This window comes from Achromobacter sp., assembly GCF_032102605.1.
Classification (GTDB): Bacteria; Pseudomonadota; Gammaproteobacteria; order Burkholderiales; family Burkholderiaceae_B; genus Achromobacter.
This window is the reverse complement of record NZ_DAMDGT010000003.1, coordinates 156,972-172,962: the sequence shown is the minus strand read 5'-3', so window position 1 is coordinate 172,962 and position 15,991 is coordinate 156,972. Positions and strand designations below refer to the sequence as shown.

The 15,991-nt window shown below is 65.0% G+C and carries 16 protein-coding genes; 10 read left to right on the top strand and 6 right to left on the bottom strand.

Annotated features, from left to right (window positions below; all coding sequences use genetic code 11):
- Nucleotides 1–47: 47 nt before the first annotated feature.
- Entirely contained in the window at nt 48–1,361 is a 1,314-nt protein-coding gene (ugpB, locus tag RT614_RS08720) for a sn-glycerol-3-phosphate ABC transporter substrate-binding protein UgpB (RefSeq protein WP_313621712.1), read from the bottom strand.
- Between the two features lie 190 nt (nt 1,362–1,551).
- On the opposite strand from ugpB, the gene RT614_RS08715 reads away from it, so the two are divergent.
- The 7 genes from RT614_RS08715 to RT614_RS08685 all read left to right on the top strand — a co-directional run bounded on the left by RT614_RS08715 (nt 1,552) and on the right by RT614_RS08685 (nt 7,810).
- Nucleotides 1,552–1,875 carry a hypothetical protein gene (locus tag RT614_RS08715; RefSeq protein WP_409558439.1) on the top strand — a complete coding sequence of 108 codons (324 nt, stop codon included), beginning with the start codon at nt 1,552–1,554 and terminating at the stop codon, nt 1,873–1,875.
- Nucleotides 1,872–2,426 carry a queuosine precursor transporter gene (locus tag RT614_RS08710; RefSeq protein ID WP_313621711.1) on the top strand — a complete coding sequence of 185 codons (555 nt, stop codon included), beginning with the start codon at nt 1,872–1,874 and terminating at the stop codon, nt 2,424–2,426. Before RT614_RS08715 ends, RT614_RS08710 begins: the two co-directional genes overlap by 4 nt.
- A gap of 451 nt (nt 2,427–2,877) precedes the next feature.
- The gene (locus RT614_RS08705; protein WP_313621710.1) at nt 2,878–3,993 is read left to right on the top strand and encodes a high-affinity branched-chain amino acid ABC transporter substrate-binding protein; all 1,116 of its coding nucleotides are present in this window, start codon (nt 2,878–2,880) and stop codon (nt 3,991–3,993) included.
- Nucleotides 3,994–4,183: 190 nt separating this feature from the next.
- A complete protein-coding gene (livH, locus tag RT614_RS08700; RefSeq protein ID WP_313621709.1) occupies nt 4,184–5,110 on the top strand; it encodes a high-affinity branched-chain amino acid ABC transporter permease LivH in 927 nt (308 codons plus the stop codon).
- Complete coding sequence (locus RT614_RS08695; RefSeq protein WP_313621708.1) at nt 5,110–6,345, top strand: high-affinity branched-chain amino acid ABC transporter permease LivM; 1,236 nt, start codon at nt 5,110–5,112, stop codon at nt 6,343–6,345. The genes livH and RT614_RS08695 overlap by 1 nt, the downstream gene beginning before the upstream one ends.
- Nucleotides 6,342–7,109 carry a high-affinity branched-chain amino acid ABC transporter ATP-binding protein LivG gene (gene livG / locus RT614_RS08690; RefSeq protein WP_057284092.1) on the top strand — a complete coding sequence of 256 codons (768 nt, stop codon included), beginning with the start codon at nt 6,342–6,344 and terminating at the stop codon, nt 7,107–7,109. The genes RT614_RS08695 and livG overlap by 4 nt, the downstream gene beginning before the upstream one ends.
- A complete protein-coding gene (locus RT614_RS08685; RefSeq protein WP_313622042.1) occupies nt 7,109–7,810 on the top strand; it encodes an ABC transporter ATP-binding protein in 702 nt (233 codons plus the stop codon). Before livG ends, RT614_RS08685 begins: the two co-directional genes overlap by 1 nt.
- Nucleotides 7,811–8,073: 263 nt before the next feature.
- Here RT614_RS08685 and RT614_RS08680 read toward each other — a convergent pair whose 3' ends face one another.
- The 3 genes from RT614_RS08680 to RT614_RS08670 are packed head-to-tail and all read right to left on the bottom strand — an operon-like array spanning nt 8,074 to nt 11,270.
- Nucleotides 8,074–8,817, bottom strand: a complete 744-nt coding sequence (locus tag RT614_RS08680; protein WP_313621707.1) for an amino acid racemase — start codon at nt 8,815–8,817, stop codon at nt 8,074–8,076.
- Nucleotides 8,818–8,833: 16 nt separating this feature from the next.
- Nucleotides 8,834–10,285: a D-aminoacylase gene (locus RT614_RS08675; RefSeq protein WP_313621706.1), complete on the bottom strand. Its 1,452-nt coding sequence runs from the start codon at nt 10,283–10,285 to the stop codon at nt 8,834–8,836.
- 7 nt (nt 10,286–10,292) lie between these two features.
- A complete protein-coding gene (locus RT614_RS08670) occupies nt 10,293–11,270 on the bottom strand; it encodes a tripartite tricarboxylate transporter substrate binding protein (protein WP_313621705.1) in 978 nt (325 codons plus the stop codon).
- 118 nt (nt 11,271–11,388) lie between these two features.
- Here RT614_RS08670 and RT614_RS08665 point away from each other — a divergent pair, with 118 nt between their 5' ends.
- On the top strand, nt 11,389–12,348 hold the full coding sequence (locus RT614_RS08665) for a LysR family transcriptional regulator (protein ID WP_313621704.1): 960 nt from the start codon (nt 11,389–11,391) through the stop codon (nt 12,346–12,348).
- 77 nt (nt 12,349–12,425) lie between these two features.
- Here RT614_RS08665 and RT614_RS08660 read toward each other — a convergent pair whose 3' ends face one another.
- Nucleotides 12,426–13,037 carry a glutathione S-transferase family protein gene (locus RT614_RS08660; RefSeq protein WP_313621703.1) on the bottom strand — a complete coding sequence of 204 codons (612 nt, stop codon included), beginning with the start codon at nt 13,035–13,037 and terminating at the stop codon, nt 12,426–12,428.
- 151 nt (nt 13,038–13,188) lie between these two features.
- Between RT614_RS08660 and RT614_RS08655 the strand changes: the two genes are divergently transcribed.
- Entirely contained in the window at nt 13,189–14,352 is a 1,164-nt protein-coding gene (locus tag RT614_RS08655) for a PQQ-dependent sugar dehydrogenase (protein ID WP_313621702.1), read from the top strand.
- Between the two features lie 5 nt (nt 14,353–14,357).
- Complete coding sequence (locus tag RT614_RS08650) at nt 14,358–14,996, top strand: glutathione S-transferase (protein ID WP_313621701.1); 639 nt, start codon at nt 14,358–14,360, stop codon at nt 14,994–14,996.
- A 49-nt stretch (nt 14,997–15,045) separates the two neighbouring features.
- On the opposite strand, the gene RT614_RS08645 is transcribed toward RT614_RS08650, so the two are convergent.
- A complete protein-coding gene (locus RT614_RS08645; protein WP_313621700.1) occupies nt 15,046–15,954 on the bottom strand; it encodes a DMT family transporter in 909 nt (302 codons plus the stop codon).
- Between the last annotated feature and the right edge of the window lie 37 nt (nt 15,955–15,991).

The following is a 15,991-nucleotide window of genomic DNA, read 5'->3' as shown; positions in this document are numbered from 1 at the left end:
TGGAAAATGCCAATTGACAAGGTGGCGGTCAGTCGCCGGAAAGGGCGTTACTTTACACTCTTCTCGAATTTTTCCAGCAGCTCGTTGCCGCGCTTGACGATGTTCTCGGCGCCGTCCTTGGCCGACACCTTGCCCGAAACGATGCGTTCGATTTCGGCGTCCTCGATTTCACGGATCTGCGGCAGGAAGCCCAGGCGCAGGCCGCGCGATTGCGCGGTGGTCTCGACGTTGAGCTGCTTCACGCCGACTTCCGTGCCCGGGTTCTTGTCGTAGAAACCTTCCTTCTTGGTGAGCTCGTACGCAGCCTTGGTGACGGGCACGTAGCCGGTCTGCTGGTGCCAGCGGGCGGCGATTTCCGGGCTGGCCAGGAACTTGAAGAACTCGGTCACGCCCTTGTAGGTTTCGGGCTTCTTGTTGGCGAAGACCCACAGCGAGGCGCCGCCGATGATGGTGTTCTGCGGCGCGCCCTTGACGTCAGCGTAGTAGGGCAGCGTGGAGGTGCCGAATTCGAACTTGGCGTTCTTGGCGATGTTGGCGCGCAGGCCGGACGAGCCGGTGATCATGGCGCACTTGCCGCTGATGAACAGCGAGTTGGGCTCGTCGCCGCGGCCGCCGTACATGAAGATGCCTTCCTTGCCGAGCTTGGCCAGGTTCTCGAGGTGGCGCACGTGCAGCGGGGTGTTGATGGCGATGCGCGCATCCAGGCCGCCGAAACCGTTGTCCTTGGTGGCGTACGGCACGTTGTGCCAGGCCGAGAAGGTCTCAAGCTGCGTCCAGGACGGCCACGACGTGGTGTAGCCGCATTCCTGGCCGGCGGCCTTCAGCTTCTGGCCGGCGGCGGCCAGTTCTTCCCACGTCTTGGGGGGATTGTCGGCGTCCAGGCCGGCCTTCTTGAAGGCGTCCTTGTTGTAGTAGAACACCACGGTCGAGCTGTTGAAGGGCATCGACACCAGCTTGCCGTCCGGCGATGAGTAGTAGCCAGCGACGGCGCCGATGAATTCCTTGGGATCGATCGGGTTGCCGGCTTCTTCGGACATCTGCTGCACCGGCTTGATGGCGCCCTTGGCGTACATCATGGTGGCGGTGCCGACTTCAAATACCTGGAGAATGTCCGGCGCGTTGCCGGCGCGGAACGCGGCGATGCCGGCGTTCATGGATTCACCGTAGTTGCCCTTGTAGACGGCCTTGACCTGGTAGTCGGGGTTCTTCTTGTTGAATTCCTCGACCAGGCCGTTGACGCGGTCGCCCAGGGCGCCTTCCATCGAATGCCAGAACTGGATTTCGGTGGCTGCTTGCGCGGAAGCGCCGGCGAAAGCCGTCATGATGGCGGCAAAGGTCAGAGCAATACGGTGGGATCGCATAAAGGTTCTCCAGTTGGGCGTGTTGCGCCGGGTTGTCCGGTCGCATGAAACACGACACCTTATGAATTGTTTGTGACAAAACCGTGACTTTCACATCACTGCAAACGCCTGTCAAATTGCGCGTTTCAGGCGCGAACGAACATTTGCTGCTTCCTTCCGGGGGAACTCCGACCGTTTACAATCACCGCCTATGAAAAACGAACTTTCGATTGCGTTCATCGGTGGCTGCAATAGGGCGGCTGCGCTGGCGTCGGGCCTGGCCGGCAAAGTATGCGCCGCCCGGCACATACATGTCATTGACATAAACCAGGATGCCCGAGCCCGCTGGATGGCCCCCGGAATGACGACGGCCGCGACCCCCGGCGCGGTCCTGGAACGTTGCGGCGCAGGGGTGTTCGCGGGCGCGCCACGGAACATCGAGGGTGTTGCGGCATCGACACGTCAATGGCTGCATGACGCCATGGGGGCGGGCGTTGGCTTTTCGCGCGGATTGGCCTGGGAGTTTCACGAATGACGTCGTCCGCCGCACGCTTTCCCATCATGACTCGCATGCAGTTCGGCATTGCCGTGCTGTGCATGCTGGCTGTAGTGGTGGGTTCGAATATTCTGGTCCAGGTGCCGCTGAACGATTGGTTGACCTGGGGCGGGCTGTCGTACCCCGTGGCGTTCCTGGTCACCGACGTGCTGAACCGCCGGTTTGGTCCGGCCGCCGCCCGCCGCGTCGTGTGGTTCGGTTTTGCCGCCGCGCTGGCCGTTTCGGTCTGGGTGGCGTCGCCGCGCATCGCGCTGGCCTCGGGGCTGGCCTATATATGTGCGCAGCTCGTCGACATCCAGGTGTTCGATCGTCTGCGGGATCAGCGCTGGTGGCGTGCGCCGCTCGCGTCCGGCGTCCTGGGCGCGATCCTGGACACGGCGGTGTTCTTCAGCGTGGCTTTTGCCGCCAGTGGCGCGCCCTGGGTGACGTGGATGCTGGGTGACCTGGCGATCAAGCTGGTGGTCAACGTCAGCATGCTGGCGCCATTCCGTGCGCTGATGTGGAATCTGGCGCGGCCCGCGAACGCCTGACCTGCGATCCATCATTGCGCGATAACCCGCGCGCCCCGGCCATCATTGATGCCGCGGCGCGCGTTTTTGTTAATGCGCCAGGCATTATCGAAAGGCGTCCAGTAAGTCCGGCGTAAGTACTGTATTTAAATGCGAGTTAAAACGCCGTATTAATCCGTTTTCATATAAATGACTCAGCATAAATACGAACGGAGCGCCAGCTTTCCATCGAGTTATTTTTGAGTTTTATCCAACGATTTCGCGGACTTGCAGCGGCTATCCGTCACGATTAAAAGGCGATTTCAAAATATTGGGGATTACACGCAGTGACAGTATGACGGCTTGCTTTCAGAATACCGCCCACACCGTGTTTTTGCCCAAGAAGCCGGCGACGGGCAATGCGGACCAAGGGGTACTCTCCCGATAACCCGCGTTGGACAGAGCCGCTCAAAACCTCGCTGGAGAACTCCGCATGAAGTTTCTGAATCGCCTTACCCCGGTAGCCATGGCGCTTGGGGCACTTGCTTTGGCTGGCGCCGCGCACGCCGCCGACACGATCAAGATCGGCATTCCCCAGCCCATGACCGGTCCCAACACGCAATATGGCGACCAAATCCAGGCCGGCGCGCTGACCGCCATCGAAACCATCAACGCCAAGGGCGGCGTCAAGGGCAAGAAGCTCGAACCGATCCTGATCGACGACGGCTGCGAACCCAAGCAGGCCGTTCCCGCCGCCAACCGCGTGGTCAATTCCGGCGCCAAGTTCGCCGTGGCCCACGCTTGCTCGGGCGTGACGGTCGCTGCCGTGAAGGTCTACGAAGAAGAGGGCATCGTGGGCATCACTCCCGGCGCCACGTCGCCGCTGGTCACCGACACGATCAAGCCGCATTTCTTCTTCCGCACCATCGGCCGCGACGACCAGCAAGGTCCGTACGCCGCTGGCTACATCGCCAAGACCCTGAAGCCCAAGAAGGTTGCGGTCCTGCATGACAAGCAGACCTACGGCTCGGGCGTGGCCACGCAGGTCAAGGATGCCCTGGCCAAGAAAAACGTCAACGTCGCGCTGTTCGAAGGCATCAACGTCGGCGACAGCGACTACTCGGCCATCATCACCAAGCTGAAGTCCGCGGGCGTGGACCTGGTTTACTTCGGAGGCTACCACCCCGAACTGGGCCTGCTGCTGCGCCAATCGCGTGAACAGGGCCTGAAGGTTCAGTTCATGGGTCCGGAAGGCACCGCCAACCAGGATCTGGTCGCCATTGCCGGTCCGGCCATCGACGGCCTGCTGGTCACGCTGCCGGCCGACTTCACCAAGCTGCCGGGCAACGAAAGCATCGTCAAGGCGTTCAAGGACGCCAAGCGCGATCCGGACGGCGCCTTCCAGATGCCGGCCTACGCCGCGGTGCAGATCCTGGCGGATAGCATCAACGCGGTGGGCGAAGACCCCGCCAAGGTCGCCGACTACATGCACAAGACCACGTTCAACACCGGCATCGGCAAGGTCGAATACGATGCCAAGGGCGATCTGAAGGACTTCGAGTTCGCCGTTTATAAGTGGGACAAGGACGGAAAGAAGACCCAGCTGTAAACTCGCGATCCCGCCGGCATGCCGCCGGCGTGTAGGGCCTGTCGTCTCTGTTCTGCCGTAATCCGCGTAGCGATGCGCCAAAAGCGCTGTGCGGCCGGCAGGCGGTGATCACAGGCCCTTATGAAATACGCCCAGGTTTCCGGCTCCGGGTCTTACCACCGGGGCCGGAACCATTTGGAGCAAGAGAATCATGTCTGACCTCATACCCCAACTTACCCAGCAATTCTTCAACGGATTGTCCCTGGGAGCGATCTATGCGCTGATCGCCATCGGCTACACAATGGTCTACGGCATCATCGGTATGATCAACTTCGCCCACGGCGAAATCTATATGATCGGCGCCTACGTGGGCCTGGTCACCTTGACGGCCATCGGCACCGGCAGCGGATTGCCCATGCCGTTCATCATCGCCACCATGCTGCTCGTGGCCATCGCCGTTACCGGCATCTACGGTTTTTCCGTCGAACGCGTCGCCTACCGCCCCGTGCGAGGCAGTCCCCGCCTGGTTGCGCTGATTTCCGCCATCGGGATGTCCATCTTCCTGCAGAACTGGGTCGCGCTCGGGCAGGGCGCGCGCGACATGGCCGTGCCGTCTTTGGTGTCGGGCGCCGTTCAGTTCCACATGGGCTCCGACTTCGACGTGACCGTGCCGTACTCGCGCATCATGATCATCGTGGTGACCGTGGTGCTGATGGTGGCGCTGACGCTGTTCATCAAATATTCGCGCATGGGCCGCGCGTCGCGGGCGTGCTCGCAAGACATGCACATGGCCAACCTGCTGGGCATCGACACCAACCGCGTGATCTCGTTCACGTTCGTGATGGGCGCGATCCTGGCGGCGGTGGGCGGTGTGCTGATCGCCATCACCATCGGCAAGCTCAATCCCTTCATCGGCTTCCTGGCCGGCATCAAGGCCTTCACGGCGGCGGTGCTGGGCGGTATCGGCAGCATTCCCGGCGCCATGCTGGGCGGCGTGCTGCTGGGGCTGGCCGAGACCTTCGCGGCCGCCTATATATCGTCACAGTACAAGGACATCGTGGCTTTCTCGCTGCTGGTCCTGATTCTGCTGTTCCGTCCCACCGGGCTGCTGGGCAAACCTGAGGTGGAAAAAGTCTGATGTCGAACAACAACCTTAAAAACGCCACCATGGCGGCCGTGCTGACGGCGGTCATCGTCACCCCGGTCTTCGGCCTGCAGCTGATCCGCCAGGGCGCCCGCACGTCGATGGAGTCGAACTGGTCGCTGGTGGCTATCGCCGCCGCGGTGGTGTTCTTCTTCCAGCTGCTGCGGCCCTGGATCGCGATCCCGTTCAAGAAGCTCAAGACCAGCCTGCCCACCTTGCCGTCCGCGCCGGCCAAGAACAACAAGGCGCTGATGCTGCTGGTACTGGCCATCGCGGTGGTCTGGCCATTTTTCGCGGGCCGCAGTTCGGTGGACATCGCGACGCTGGTGCTGATCTACGTGATGCTGGGCCTCGGCCTGAACATCGTGGTGGGCTTTGCGGGGCTGCTGGACCTGGGCTTCGTGGGCTTTTACGCGGTGGGCGCCTATACCTACGCCTTGCTGTACCACTGGGGCGGCTGGAGCTTCTGGGAAGCCTTGCCGTTCTCGGGCGCAATGGCCGCGCTGTTCGGGTTCGTCCTGGGTTTCCCGGTGTTGCGGCTGCGGGGCGACTACCTGGCCATCGTGACGCTGGGCTTCGGCGAAATGATCCGCCTGCTGCTGATCAACCTGAATACGCTGACGGGCGGTCCGGATGGCATTTCGGGCATCCCCAAGCCTACGTTCTTTGGCCTGGAAATGACGCGCCGTCCCAGCACGGAAGGCGGCACGACGTTCCATGAGTTCTTCGGGCTGACGTTCCAGAACCAGGACATGGTCATCTACCTGTACATGATGGCGCTGCTGCTGGCTCTGGTGACGCTGTTCGTGTCCACGCGCCTGATCCGCATGCCGGTCGGCCGCGCGTGGGAAGCGCTGCGCGAAGACGAAATCGCGTGCCGGTCCCTGGGCTTGAACCCCACCCGCATCAAGCTTTCCGCCTTCACGCTGGGCGCCATGTTCGCCGGCTTCGGCGGCGCGTTCTTTGCCGCGCGGCAGGGCATGGTGAACCCGGAATCCTTCACCTTCATCGAATCCGCACTGATCCTGGCGATCGTGGTGCTGGGCGGCATGGGCTCGCAGGTGGGCGTTATTCTCGCCGCCATCCTGCTGACCGTCCTGCCCGAGCTGGCGCGCGAATTCGCCGAATACCGGATGCTGATGTTTGGTCTGGTGATGGTGTTGATGATGATGTGGCGTCCGCAGGGGTTGTTGCCCATGAAGCGTCCCCACGTGGAGCTGTCTAAATGAGCGAGGCATTGCTGAAGGTATCCGGACTGACCATGCGCTTTGGCGGCCTGCTGGCCGTCGACAGCGTGGCCTTTGAGGTCAAGTCCGACGAAGTGTTCGCCATCATCGGCCCCAACGGCGCGGGCAAGACCACCGTGTTCAACTGCGTGGGCGGCTTCTATGCGCCCACCGCAGGCGACATCGTCATGGACGGCAAGTCGATCACCGGCCTGCCGAGCCACAAGGTGGCGCGCCACGGCCTGGTGCGCACGTTCCAGAACGTGCGTCTGTTCAAGCAGCTGACCGTGCTGGAAAACCTGCTGGTGGCGCAGCATACGCAGGTCGAGGCGCGGTTGCTGCCGGGCCTGCTCAAGCTGAAGAGCTATCGCCAGTCCGAGGCCGACGCGCTGTCGCGCGCCGCGCAATGGCTGGATTTCATGGGTCTGCGTGAGTTCGCCAACCGTGAAGCCGGCAACCTGGCCTATGGCCACCAGCGCCGCCTGGAGATCGCGCGCTGCATGATCACCAAGCCGCGCCTGCTGATGCTGGACGAACCGGCGGCGGGCCTGAATCCCCAGGAAAAGCGGGACCTGCAATCGCTGATCGACCAGCTGCGGCGCGAATTCGGCGTCGCGGTGCTGCTGATCGAGCACGACATGAGCCTGATCATGGGCATTTCGGACCGCATTCTCGTCATGGAGCACGGCAAGCCCATCACGACGGGCACCCCCGAGCAGGTGCGCAACGACGAGCGCGTCATCAAGGCGTACCTGGGGGAGGAATGATGCTGAAGCTGGAAAACATACACACCTACTACGGCGCCATCCAGGCGTTGAACGGCGTGTCGGTCGAAGTCAACAAGGGCGAGATCGTCACGCTGATTGGCGCCAACGGCGCCGGCAAGACGACGCTGCTGATGACGGTCTGCGGCAATCCCCGGGCGCGCGCAGGCAAGATCACGTTCGAGGGCGAGGACATCACGCACAAGGACACGCACCACATCATGCGCAATGGCATCGCCATTTCGCCGGAAGGTCGGCGTGTGTTCAAGGACCTGACGGTCGCCGAGAACTTGATGATGGGCGGCTTCTTTTCCAAGCGCGAAGAGATCCAGGCCGGCATCGACCACGTCTATGGCCTGTTTCCGCGCCTGAAGGAACGCGCAAGCCAGCGCGCGGGCTTGATGTCGGGCGGCGAGCAGCAGATGCTGGCGATCGGCCGCGCATTGATGACGCGTCCGCGCCTGTTGCTGCTGGACGAACCCACACTGGGCCTTGCCCCGCTGGTCATTGCGCAGATCTTCGACATCATCCGTGAGATCCGCGAACAGGGCGTGACCGTGTTCCTGGTCGAGCAGAACGCGAACAAGGCGCTGGGCGTCGCCGACCGCGGCTACGTGCTGGAAAACGGCCGCGTGGTGCTGCAGGATACGGGCGCCAACCTGCTGGTCAACGACAAGGTCCGCAAGGCGTACCTGGGAGGGTGATTTCCTTCCCGGGAAAGAAGAAGGCGCATCCGGGGATGCGCCTTTTTTTGTTCATTCGAGTGCAGCGAGGGAGCCGCCCCGCCGCCGGGCCGCCCCAAGGCGGGGCAGCCCCCTCGGGGGGCAGCAAGCGAGCGAAGCGAGTGCAGCGTGGGGGCCAACCTTACGTGCGGTGAGGGGCCGCCCCGCCGCCGGGCCGCCCCAAGGCGGGGCAGCCCCCTCGGGGGCAGCAAGCGAGCGTAGCGAGTGCGGCGTGGGGGGCAACCTTACGCCGCGATCAACTGTTCCGGCTGGTCGGCTTGGTAGTGCGCAATCGCCGCGCGGGCCAGCGCGTCGATCGAATCCGTGAGGGTCACGCCCAGGCTGGGGCGCAAAGCATGCGGCACGGCCAAGGGCAGTTCCGTGCAGCCCAGCACGACGGCGTCGGCGCCGCGGGCCTTCAGGCGGGCGATGCACTCGGCGGCAGGCGCGAAGGCGTCTTCCAGCTGGTTGCCCTTGACGGCGCGGATCGAGCCCATGCAGTAGCGTTCGACTTCGTCGTCGTCGGGCACGATGCACTCGTAGCCCTGGGCTTCGAGATGCCGCTTATAGAGGCCCAGCTTGAGCGTGGCGGCAGTGCCCATCAGGCCAATGCGGCCGCTGGGCAGACCCAGGCGGCGCAGGTCTTCGATCACGGCCTGAATGATGTGCAGGACCGGCAGGCGCGTGGACGCTGCGATCTCGTCGAACCACAGGTGGGCCGTGTTGCAGGGGATGGCGATGAGCTCGGCGCCGGCCTGTTCCAGGAAGCGCACACCGTCGACCATGTGGGGCAGGGGATTCTCGCCGCCGGCCATGTAGGCGCTGGAGCGGTCGGGGATGCGGGGATCATTGCGCAGCAGCGTGGGGATGTGCTGCTGGTCGATCGAGGCGGGCGTCAGCGCCGCCAGGCGGAGGGCAAAGGCCGCGCCGGCCATGGGCCCCATTCCGCCCAATACACCCAGGTAGCATCCCTGGGAAAACGTCTTCACTTTATGAACTCCATGGTCATGCATCACCGGGCGTCAGGACGTGGCCCGGGCGTTCGGAGCCGGTTCGTTCCCCGTCCCAGACCTGCCTGCCATTGACCCACACCGCGTGGATGCCCTGGCTTGCCTGAATGGGAGCTGAAAAAGTGGCCGCGTCGGTGACGGTGGCGGGATCGAACAGCACCAGGTCAGCATGATACCCCTCGCGAAGCAGTCCCCGCCCTGAGACGCCGTACTGGTCGGCCGCCAGACCGGTCATTTTGTGGATGGCGGTCTCCAGCGACAGCAGATTCTGTTCGCGCACCATCGTGCGCAACACGTTCGTGAACGTGCCCCACTGGCGGGGGTGCGGATGGGGATCGAAGGGCAGGCCGTCCGAACCGACCATGGTCAACGGATGCGCGAAGATGCGTTTGACGTCCTCGGGATCCATCAGGAAATAGATGGCGCCCGCCGGCGCCAGGCGCGCCACGGCGGCCTCGTCGTCCAGGCCCAGTTCGGCCATGACATCGCTGAAGTCGCGGCCCGTGGCGTCGGGATAGCCCTTGGACCAGGTAATCATCGTGCGGCTGGCGAGGCGCGCGCGGTCCAGCCGCAGCATGGTCGAGGTCGCGGGGTAGGGGTGGCAATCCAGGCAGACGGGCTGCGTGGCGGCGGCGCGGCTGATCATGTCCAGCGTCTCGCGGGTGCGGCCGTGGTTGCGTTCACCGGCCAGCTTGTGGTGCGAGAACACCACACGGCAATCGAGCTCCCGGCCGATCAGCAGCGCTTCTTCCATGGCCGGCACGATGTGGTCGGCCTCGTCGCGCAGATGGGTGGCGTAGATGCCGGACCGGCCGCGCAGCGGCTGGCAGACGTCGATGATCTCGTCGGTGGGCGCCGCGCTGGCGGGCGGGTAGAAGGTGCCGGTGGACACGCCGAAGGCGCCGGCATCCAGCGCTTCCTGCATCAGTTCGCGCATGGCGGCGCGTTCCGGTTCGTCGGCCGCGCGCGACGTGTCGTCCATCACGGCCACGCGCAGCGTGGTGTGGCCCACCAGCGGAATCACGTTGACGGCGGCGGGCGTGGAACGCAGGGCGTCCATCCAGGCGCGGAATGTGTCGAAGCGGAACAGCTCGGCCGGTCCCAGCAGGTCCAGCGGTTGCGGGATCTGCGTGCGCGAAAGAGGCGCCAGGCTGATCCCGCAGTTGCCGGTAACGACCGTGGTGATGCCTTGAGACACCTTGGGCAGCATGTCCGGATGCGCCAGCAGGTAGCCGTCGTCGTGCGTGTGCGAATCGATGAAGCCGGGCGCAAGCACCTGGCCCCGGCCATCGATGACGGGCACCCCGGCGGGATGCGCGAAATCGCCCACCGCCATGATGCGTTCGCCCAGCACCGCCAGGTCGCCCTGGCGGGCCGGCCCGCCCGACCCGTCGATGAGCGTGGCGCCCGCGACGATGAAGTCCGCCTGCAAGGTGTCTGCGGTCATGGGGCGCTCAGTCCAGTTTCTCGATGCCGGCGTTGTCGATGATCTGCTGCCACTTGGCGGTTTCACGATCGATCAGCTGCTTGAATTCGGCCGGCGAGCCGCTGGCGGGCTCGGCGCCCAGAGTGGCCAGGCCCTGCCGCACCTCGGGCGCCTGCAATGCCTTCTGGATCGCGGCATTCAGGGTGGCGACAACGTCATCCGGCGTGCCCTTGGGCGCGACGACGCCGCCCCAGGCCACCGTTTCGTAGCCCTTCAGGCCGGCTTCGTCCAGCGTCGGCACGTCGGGCATCATCGGCAGGCGCTTCAGGCTGCTGACGCCGATGGCGCGGACCTTGCCGCTTTTGACCAGCGGAGCGGCTTCGGACGTGTTGACGAACAGGTAGTCCAGGCGGCCGCCCAGCAGGTCCTGGATGGCGGCGGGGCCGCCGTTGTAGGGAATGAACATCACGTCCAGCTTGGCCATGCTCTTGAAGAGCTCGCCGCCCATGTGGCCCGTGGTGCCCACGCCGGATGCGCCATACGACAGGCGGCCGGGCTCTTTGCGGGCGCGGTCGATCAGTTCCTGCACGCTCTTGACGGGGGAGTCGGCCGGCACGATCAGGGCGTTGTACAGGTCGAACATGTGGGCGACCGGCGTCAGGTCCTTGTCCACGTCGTAGGGCAGGCGCTTGAACAGCGAGCGGTTCACGGCCAGCGTGTTGATGTTGCCGTAGCCCACGGTGTAGCCGTCGGGGGCCGCGCGCTTGATCAGCGCGATGCCGATGTTGCCGGCTGCGCCCGGGCGGTTTTCGATGACCATCGTGGCGCCGGTGTCGCGCGCGATCTGCGTCGTGATCAGGCGCGACAGCACGTCGGGCGAGCCGCCCGCGGCGGACGGCACCACGAAGGTGACGGGCTTGTCGGGATAGCCGGCGGCCGAAGCCGTGCCGAGCAGGGCGACGCTGAGCGCCGCCACGGAAAAGCTGCGGATGAATTTGCTGCGCATGGTGGATTTCCCCTGGATTTTTTGTATCGAGCGGGCAGGTTACACCCGGTTTTGCGGCACTGCGTCATCGAAAAATATGTCAAACCTATAATCCCCCGTTATTGGAAAGGGGAAAAAAATGGAAGCGGATGCTTATGAGGACGAGGTCGGGCCGAGCGCCGGGCGGCCGTTGAACCTGCGTCAGATCGAAGTATTCCGGGCCATCATGGTGGCCGGCTCGATCAGCTCCGCCGGGCGCATGCTGCACGTGTCGCAGCCCGCGGTCAGCCGGGTGCTGGCCCTGACGGAAAGCCGGCTGGGATATCGCCTGTTCGATCGCGTCAAGAGCCGGCTGTCCCCCACGGACGAAGCCCGGCGCCTGTACGCTGAAGTCGAGCAGGTCTATGGCGGGATCCAGCGCGTGAACGACCTGGCCGCCAGCCTGGGCCAGTCGGGCGCCGGGATGCTGAAGATCGTGGCCAGCGCCAGCTTTGGCCAGCGCCTGATTCCCAAGGCGCTCGAGCGCTTTCGCAGCCGCAACGCGGACGCGCGCGTCGATTACCGGAGCGTGACGTTCGATGAACTGGCGGCGTACTTCCTGTCGGGGCAGGCCGACATCGGCATTTCCATGCAGCCGCCCGATCATCCCAACCTGACGTCGGTCCGGCTGGCGCGGGTGCCGGTGATCTGCGTGCTGCCGCCCGAGCATCCGCTGGCCAGCCATGAGGTGGTGCTGCCCGACGATTTTTCGTCGGCGGCGTGGATCGGCTACCCGCGCGATACGCCGCTCGGGCGGTCGCTGAAAGCGTTCTTCGGCGAAGGGCCGCGCTGCGCGGCGGCGGTGGAGGTGCATTCCCCGGTGACGGCCTGTTCGTTCGTGCAGCAGGGGCTGGGTCCGGCATTGGTGGACGCGTGGTGCGTCACGCCGGACCAGGCGGCGCACATGGCGGTGCGCCCGATCGAGCCCGAAGCCAGCGTGGAAATCTGGGCCACGCATTCCAATCTGAGCGCGCCGCCCTTGCTGGCGCGGCGTTTTCTGGCGGCGGTGAAGAAGACGCTGGAGGGGGAGACCCTGGCAGGCGTCATGCCTGCGGCATGAATCCGGGCGGCGCGATGGGGCGGGGCGCCTGAGGCCCCGCGGGCGCGGCTGACAGGAGGCGCGCCGTTTTCTCGTCGTTACAGGCCTTCGGCCTTCAGGGCCGATTGCACGCCAGCGTCAGCTTCCATGCGCTGGAAGAAGGCGGACAGGTTGTCGAGGCCTGCCAGGTTGACTTCCTTGGCGCGCGCCCAGCGCAGCACCACGTAAAGGTAGGCGTCGGCGATCGACGGGGCGCTGCCCGCCAGGTAGGACTTGCCGTCCAGTTGCGCGTCGAGCTGCGCGAACAGCTTCGTCAGCAACCCGGAGGCGGACGCGGCCAATTCCTGTTGCGCGCCTTCGTCCTTCAGGAATCGCTGCGCGCCGAAGATCATCGAGAACGTCTTGTGGATGTCGGAGTTGATGAAGCCGACCCAGCGACGCACTTCGGCACGCGAACGCGCGGTGCCGTCGCCCAGCAGGGGGAGTTGCGGCGCCTGTTCGGCCAGGTGTTCCAGGATGGACACATTCTGCGTCAGGGTCCAGTCGCCATCGGTCAGGGCAGGCACCGCGCCCAGCGGATTGATCTGCAGAAACTCAGGCCCCTTGAGGGCTTCGCGGCTGAGCTTGTGCGTTTCGTAGGGCTTGCCGATCCACTCCAGAACGATGTGTGAAGCGAGCGAGCACGCGCCGGGCATGTAGTACAGTTTCATGTGATGGAGACTCCCGAGAGGTAGGACGGGAGACCCTCCCGTCCCTGGGCGCTATGGTACGCCAATCGGGTACGCCATCCGCGGCACGCACTGCGTGTCCCTATCATGCCTTCAGCGCCCGCATACCAACTCGTCGCCGCCGGAGATGTCCATGCAGTCACGCACCGCCGCGAGCATGCGCGCGATTCCCTTGCTGTTGTCCCTGACCCTGGCCTGCGCCGTCGCGCCCGACATTGCGCGCGCATCGCAGGAGCCCCCTTCGGTCGCCGCGCGGGTCACGCCCGTCGTCGGCGGGCTGGATCATCCGTGGTCGATGGCTTTCCTGCCTGACGGCGGAATCCTGATCACTGAACGTCCCGGCAATCTGCGGCTGCTGCGCACGCCGGGCGGACTGTCCAAGCCGCTCGCCGGGGTGCCCAAGGTCGAGGCGCGGGGCCAGGGCGGCCTGCTCGATGTGGCGCTGTCGCCGGACTTCGCGAAAGACCGCTACGTATACCTGGCCTACGCCGAGTCCGACGGATCCAAGAGCGGTACGGCAGTGGGTCGCGGACGCCTGTCGGAGGACGCCAGCGGGCTCGAGGACTTCCGCGTGCTGTTCCGCCAGCAGCCCAAACTGTCTTCCGGCCAGCACTTCGGCGTGCGACTGGTGTTCGACGGCATGGGGTATCTGTTCATCGGCCTTGGCGAGAACAATCAGCGCCCCACGGCGCAGGACCTGGACAAGCTGCAGGGCAAGGTGGTGCGGCTGAAGACCGACGGCTCCGTGCCCGACGACAATCCTTTCGTGGGCAAGCAGGGCGCGCGGCCCGAGATCTGGTCGTATGGCCATCGCAATCCGCAAGGCATGGCGCTCAATCCCTGGTCGGGCGAACTCTGGGAAAACGAGCACGGACCGCGCGGCGGCGATGAAATCAATCTGGTCCAGCCCGGCAAGAACTACGGCTGGCCGCTGGCGACGTATGGCATCAACTATTCGGGCCTGGCGATACCCGAGGCCAAGGGCGAAACCTTGCCGGGCATGGAGCCACCGCTGTACTGGTGGCCGAAATCGCCGGCCATCAGCGGCATGGCGTTCTACGACGCGGACCGTTTCCCCGCCTGGAAAAATTCGCTGTTTATCGGGGCGTTGCGCAACGAGAATCTGATCCGCCTGACCGTGGACGGCCATCGTGTGGTGGAACAGGAAAGGCTGCTCGTTGATCGCAACCGCCGGATACGCGATGTGCGTCAAGGGCCGGACGGCTATGTGTATGTGCTGACGGATGCCTCGCCGGGCGAACTGCTGCGGCTGGCGCCGGCTGAATCGGGAGGGTGATCGCCATGAAATCCTACGAACTCATCGGGTCCGCGGGTTGCGGATCCGCCATCATCGAGATGGCCCTGGTGCTGGCCAATGTGCCGCATACGCTGACCGACGTGCCTTACCTGAAGCCCGGTCCGGCACGCGACCGGCTGCTGCACCTGAACCCGCTGGGGCAGGTGCCCACCCTGGTCATGCCTGACGGCGAGGTCATGACGGAAAGCGCCGCGATGATCCTGCACCTGAACGACGTCGCGCCCCAGGCGGGCCTGGCGCCGGCAGCGGACAAGCCGGAACGGGCGCGTTTTCTCAATTTGCTGGTGCGCGTGGTGGCGGCGGTGTATCCGACCTTCACCTATGGCGACGATCCGCCCCAGTGGACGATGCCCGGTCCCGCCGCCGACCTGCTGCGCGAACGCGTGCATACGCGTCGCGCCGAGCTCTGGCAGGAACTCGACCGTCAGGCCGGCGCGCCGCACATGCTGGGCCGGCGCTTTTCGGCGTTGGACCTGTATGTGACTGTCATGACGCATTGGCGGCCGGGGCCGTCCTGGTTCAGCGCGATGTGCCCGGCGCTGACTGCGGTGGCTCGCGAGGCGGCGCTGGAGCCGAACGTGGCGCGCGTGCTGCAGCGGCATTTCCCGCCGCCTACCGAGTGACGCGGCGGGGTAACGCGGCCAGGTAACGCTGCCGGGTAAAGCGGCTGCGCTAGGTCGCCGCGCGGCGCCGCGACTTGCCCCGCGCTTCGCGCACGGCGATGTAGACGCCGCTGCCGGCGATGAAGACCGCGCCCAGGTAGGCGTACGCATCCGGCGCTTCGCGCCAGAATATCCAGCCCAGGATGGTCGCCCAGACCAGCCCCGTGTAGTCGAAAGGCGCCACGACGGAAGCGGGCCCGATGCGAAAGCCCTGGGTGATCAACGCCAGACCCAGCGTGCTGAACAAGGCCACCGCGCCGAAATACGGCAGGTCTTCGATGGCTGGCGCGCGCCACACCCACGGCAGGCCCACGGCGCTGCAAACCAGTTGGCCGAACACGATGTAGAACGTGGTGGTCAGCATGCCTTCGGCGCGGTTGATGCCGCGCGCGGTGATCATCATGACCGCGTAGAGCAGGGCGGTCGTCAGCGGCAACAGGGTGGCCATCTGGAAAGCCTGCGTTCCGGGACGAACCACGATGAGCACGCCGGCAAACCCCGCCAGCACCGCCAGCCAGCGCTTGGCATCCACGCGTTCCTTCAGGATCAGGACCGACAGGGCCGTGACGAAGAGCGGCGCGGCGAAGGCGATGGCGGTAGCTTCGGCCAGCGGCAGCGCCCGCAATCCCAGGTAGAAGCAACAGGCGGACACCACATTGATGGCGCCGCGAGTCAGGTGCAGGCCTGGGTGCGTCGTGCGCAATACGCGGCGTCCGCCCAGCCACAGCGCCAGCGCCGTGACGAATGGCAGCGCGATCAGCGCGCGCAGGAAGAGGATCTGCAGCGGGTTGTAGTTTGCGCCGAGCCATTTGGCGTTGGCGTCGCTGAGCGTCAAAAAGAAAATGCCGCCCGCCACGCAGGCGATGCCTGCGGCGGCGGAGTGTTCACGAGCGGCCGGTAATACTGTCGAGGGGGACATCTGAAGCCTGCAAGGGCGGCGGTTCCATCCGCCGTGG

Coding starts and splice junctions, on each gene's coding strand:
- ugpB (WP_313621712.1), bottom strand. CDS start 1,361: ATGCGATCCCACCGTATTGCTCTGACCTTTGCCGCCATCATGACGGCT.
- RT614_RS08715 (WP_409558439.1), top strand. CDS start 1,552: ATGAAAAACGAACTTTCGATTGCGTTCATCGGTGGCTGCAATAGGGCG.
- RT614_RS08710 (WP_313621711.1), top strand. CDS start 1,872: ATGACGTCGTCCGCCGCACGCTTTCCCATCATGACTCGCATGCAGTTC.
- RT614_RS08705 (WP_313621710.1), top strand. CDS start 2,878: ATGAAGTTTCTGAATCGCCTTACCCCGGTAGCCATGGCGCTTGGGGCA.
- livH (WP_313621709.1), top strand. CDS start 4,184: ATGTCTGACCTCATACCCCAACTTACCCAGCAATTCTTCAACGGATTG.
- RT614_RS08695 (WP_313621708.1), top strand. CDS start 5,110: ATGTCGAACAACAACCTTAAAAACGCCACCATGGCGGCCGTGCTGACG.
- livG (WP_057284092.1), top strand. CDS start 6,342: ATGAGCGAGGCATTGCTGAAGGTATCCGGACTGACCATGCGCTTTGGC.
- RT614_RS08685 (WP_313622042.1), top strand. CDS start 7,109: ATGCTGAAGCTGGAAAACATACACACCTACTACGGCGCCATCCAGGCG.
- RT614_RS08675 (WP_313621706.1), bottom strand. CDS start 10,285: ATGACCGCAGACACCTTGCAGGCGGACTTCATCGTCGCGGGCGCCACG.
- RT614_RS08670 (WP_313621705.1), bottom strand. CDS start 11,270: ATGCGCAGCAAATTCATCCGCAGCTTTTCCGTGGCGGCGCTCAGCGTC.
- RT614_RS08665 (WP_313621704.1), top strand. CDS start 11,389: ATGGAAGCGGATGCTTATGAGGACGAGGTCGGGCCGAGCGCCGGGCGG.
- RT614_RS08660 (WP_313621703.1), bottom strand. CDS start 13,037: ATGAAACTGTACTACATGCCCGGCGCGTGCTCGCTCGCTTCACACATC.
- RT614_RS08655 (WP_313621702.1), top strand. CDS start 13,189: ATGCAGTCACGCACCGCCGCGAGCATGCGCGCGATTCCCTTGCTGTTG.
- RT614_RS08650 (WP_313621701.1), top strand. CDS start 14,358: ATGAAATCCTACGAACTCATCGGGTCCGCGGGTTGCGGATCCGCCATC.
- RT614_RS08645 (WP_313621700.1), bottom strand. CDS start 15,954: ATGTCCCCCTCGACAGTATTACCGGCCGCTCGTGAACACTCCGCCGCC.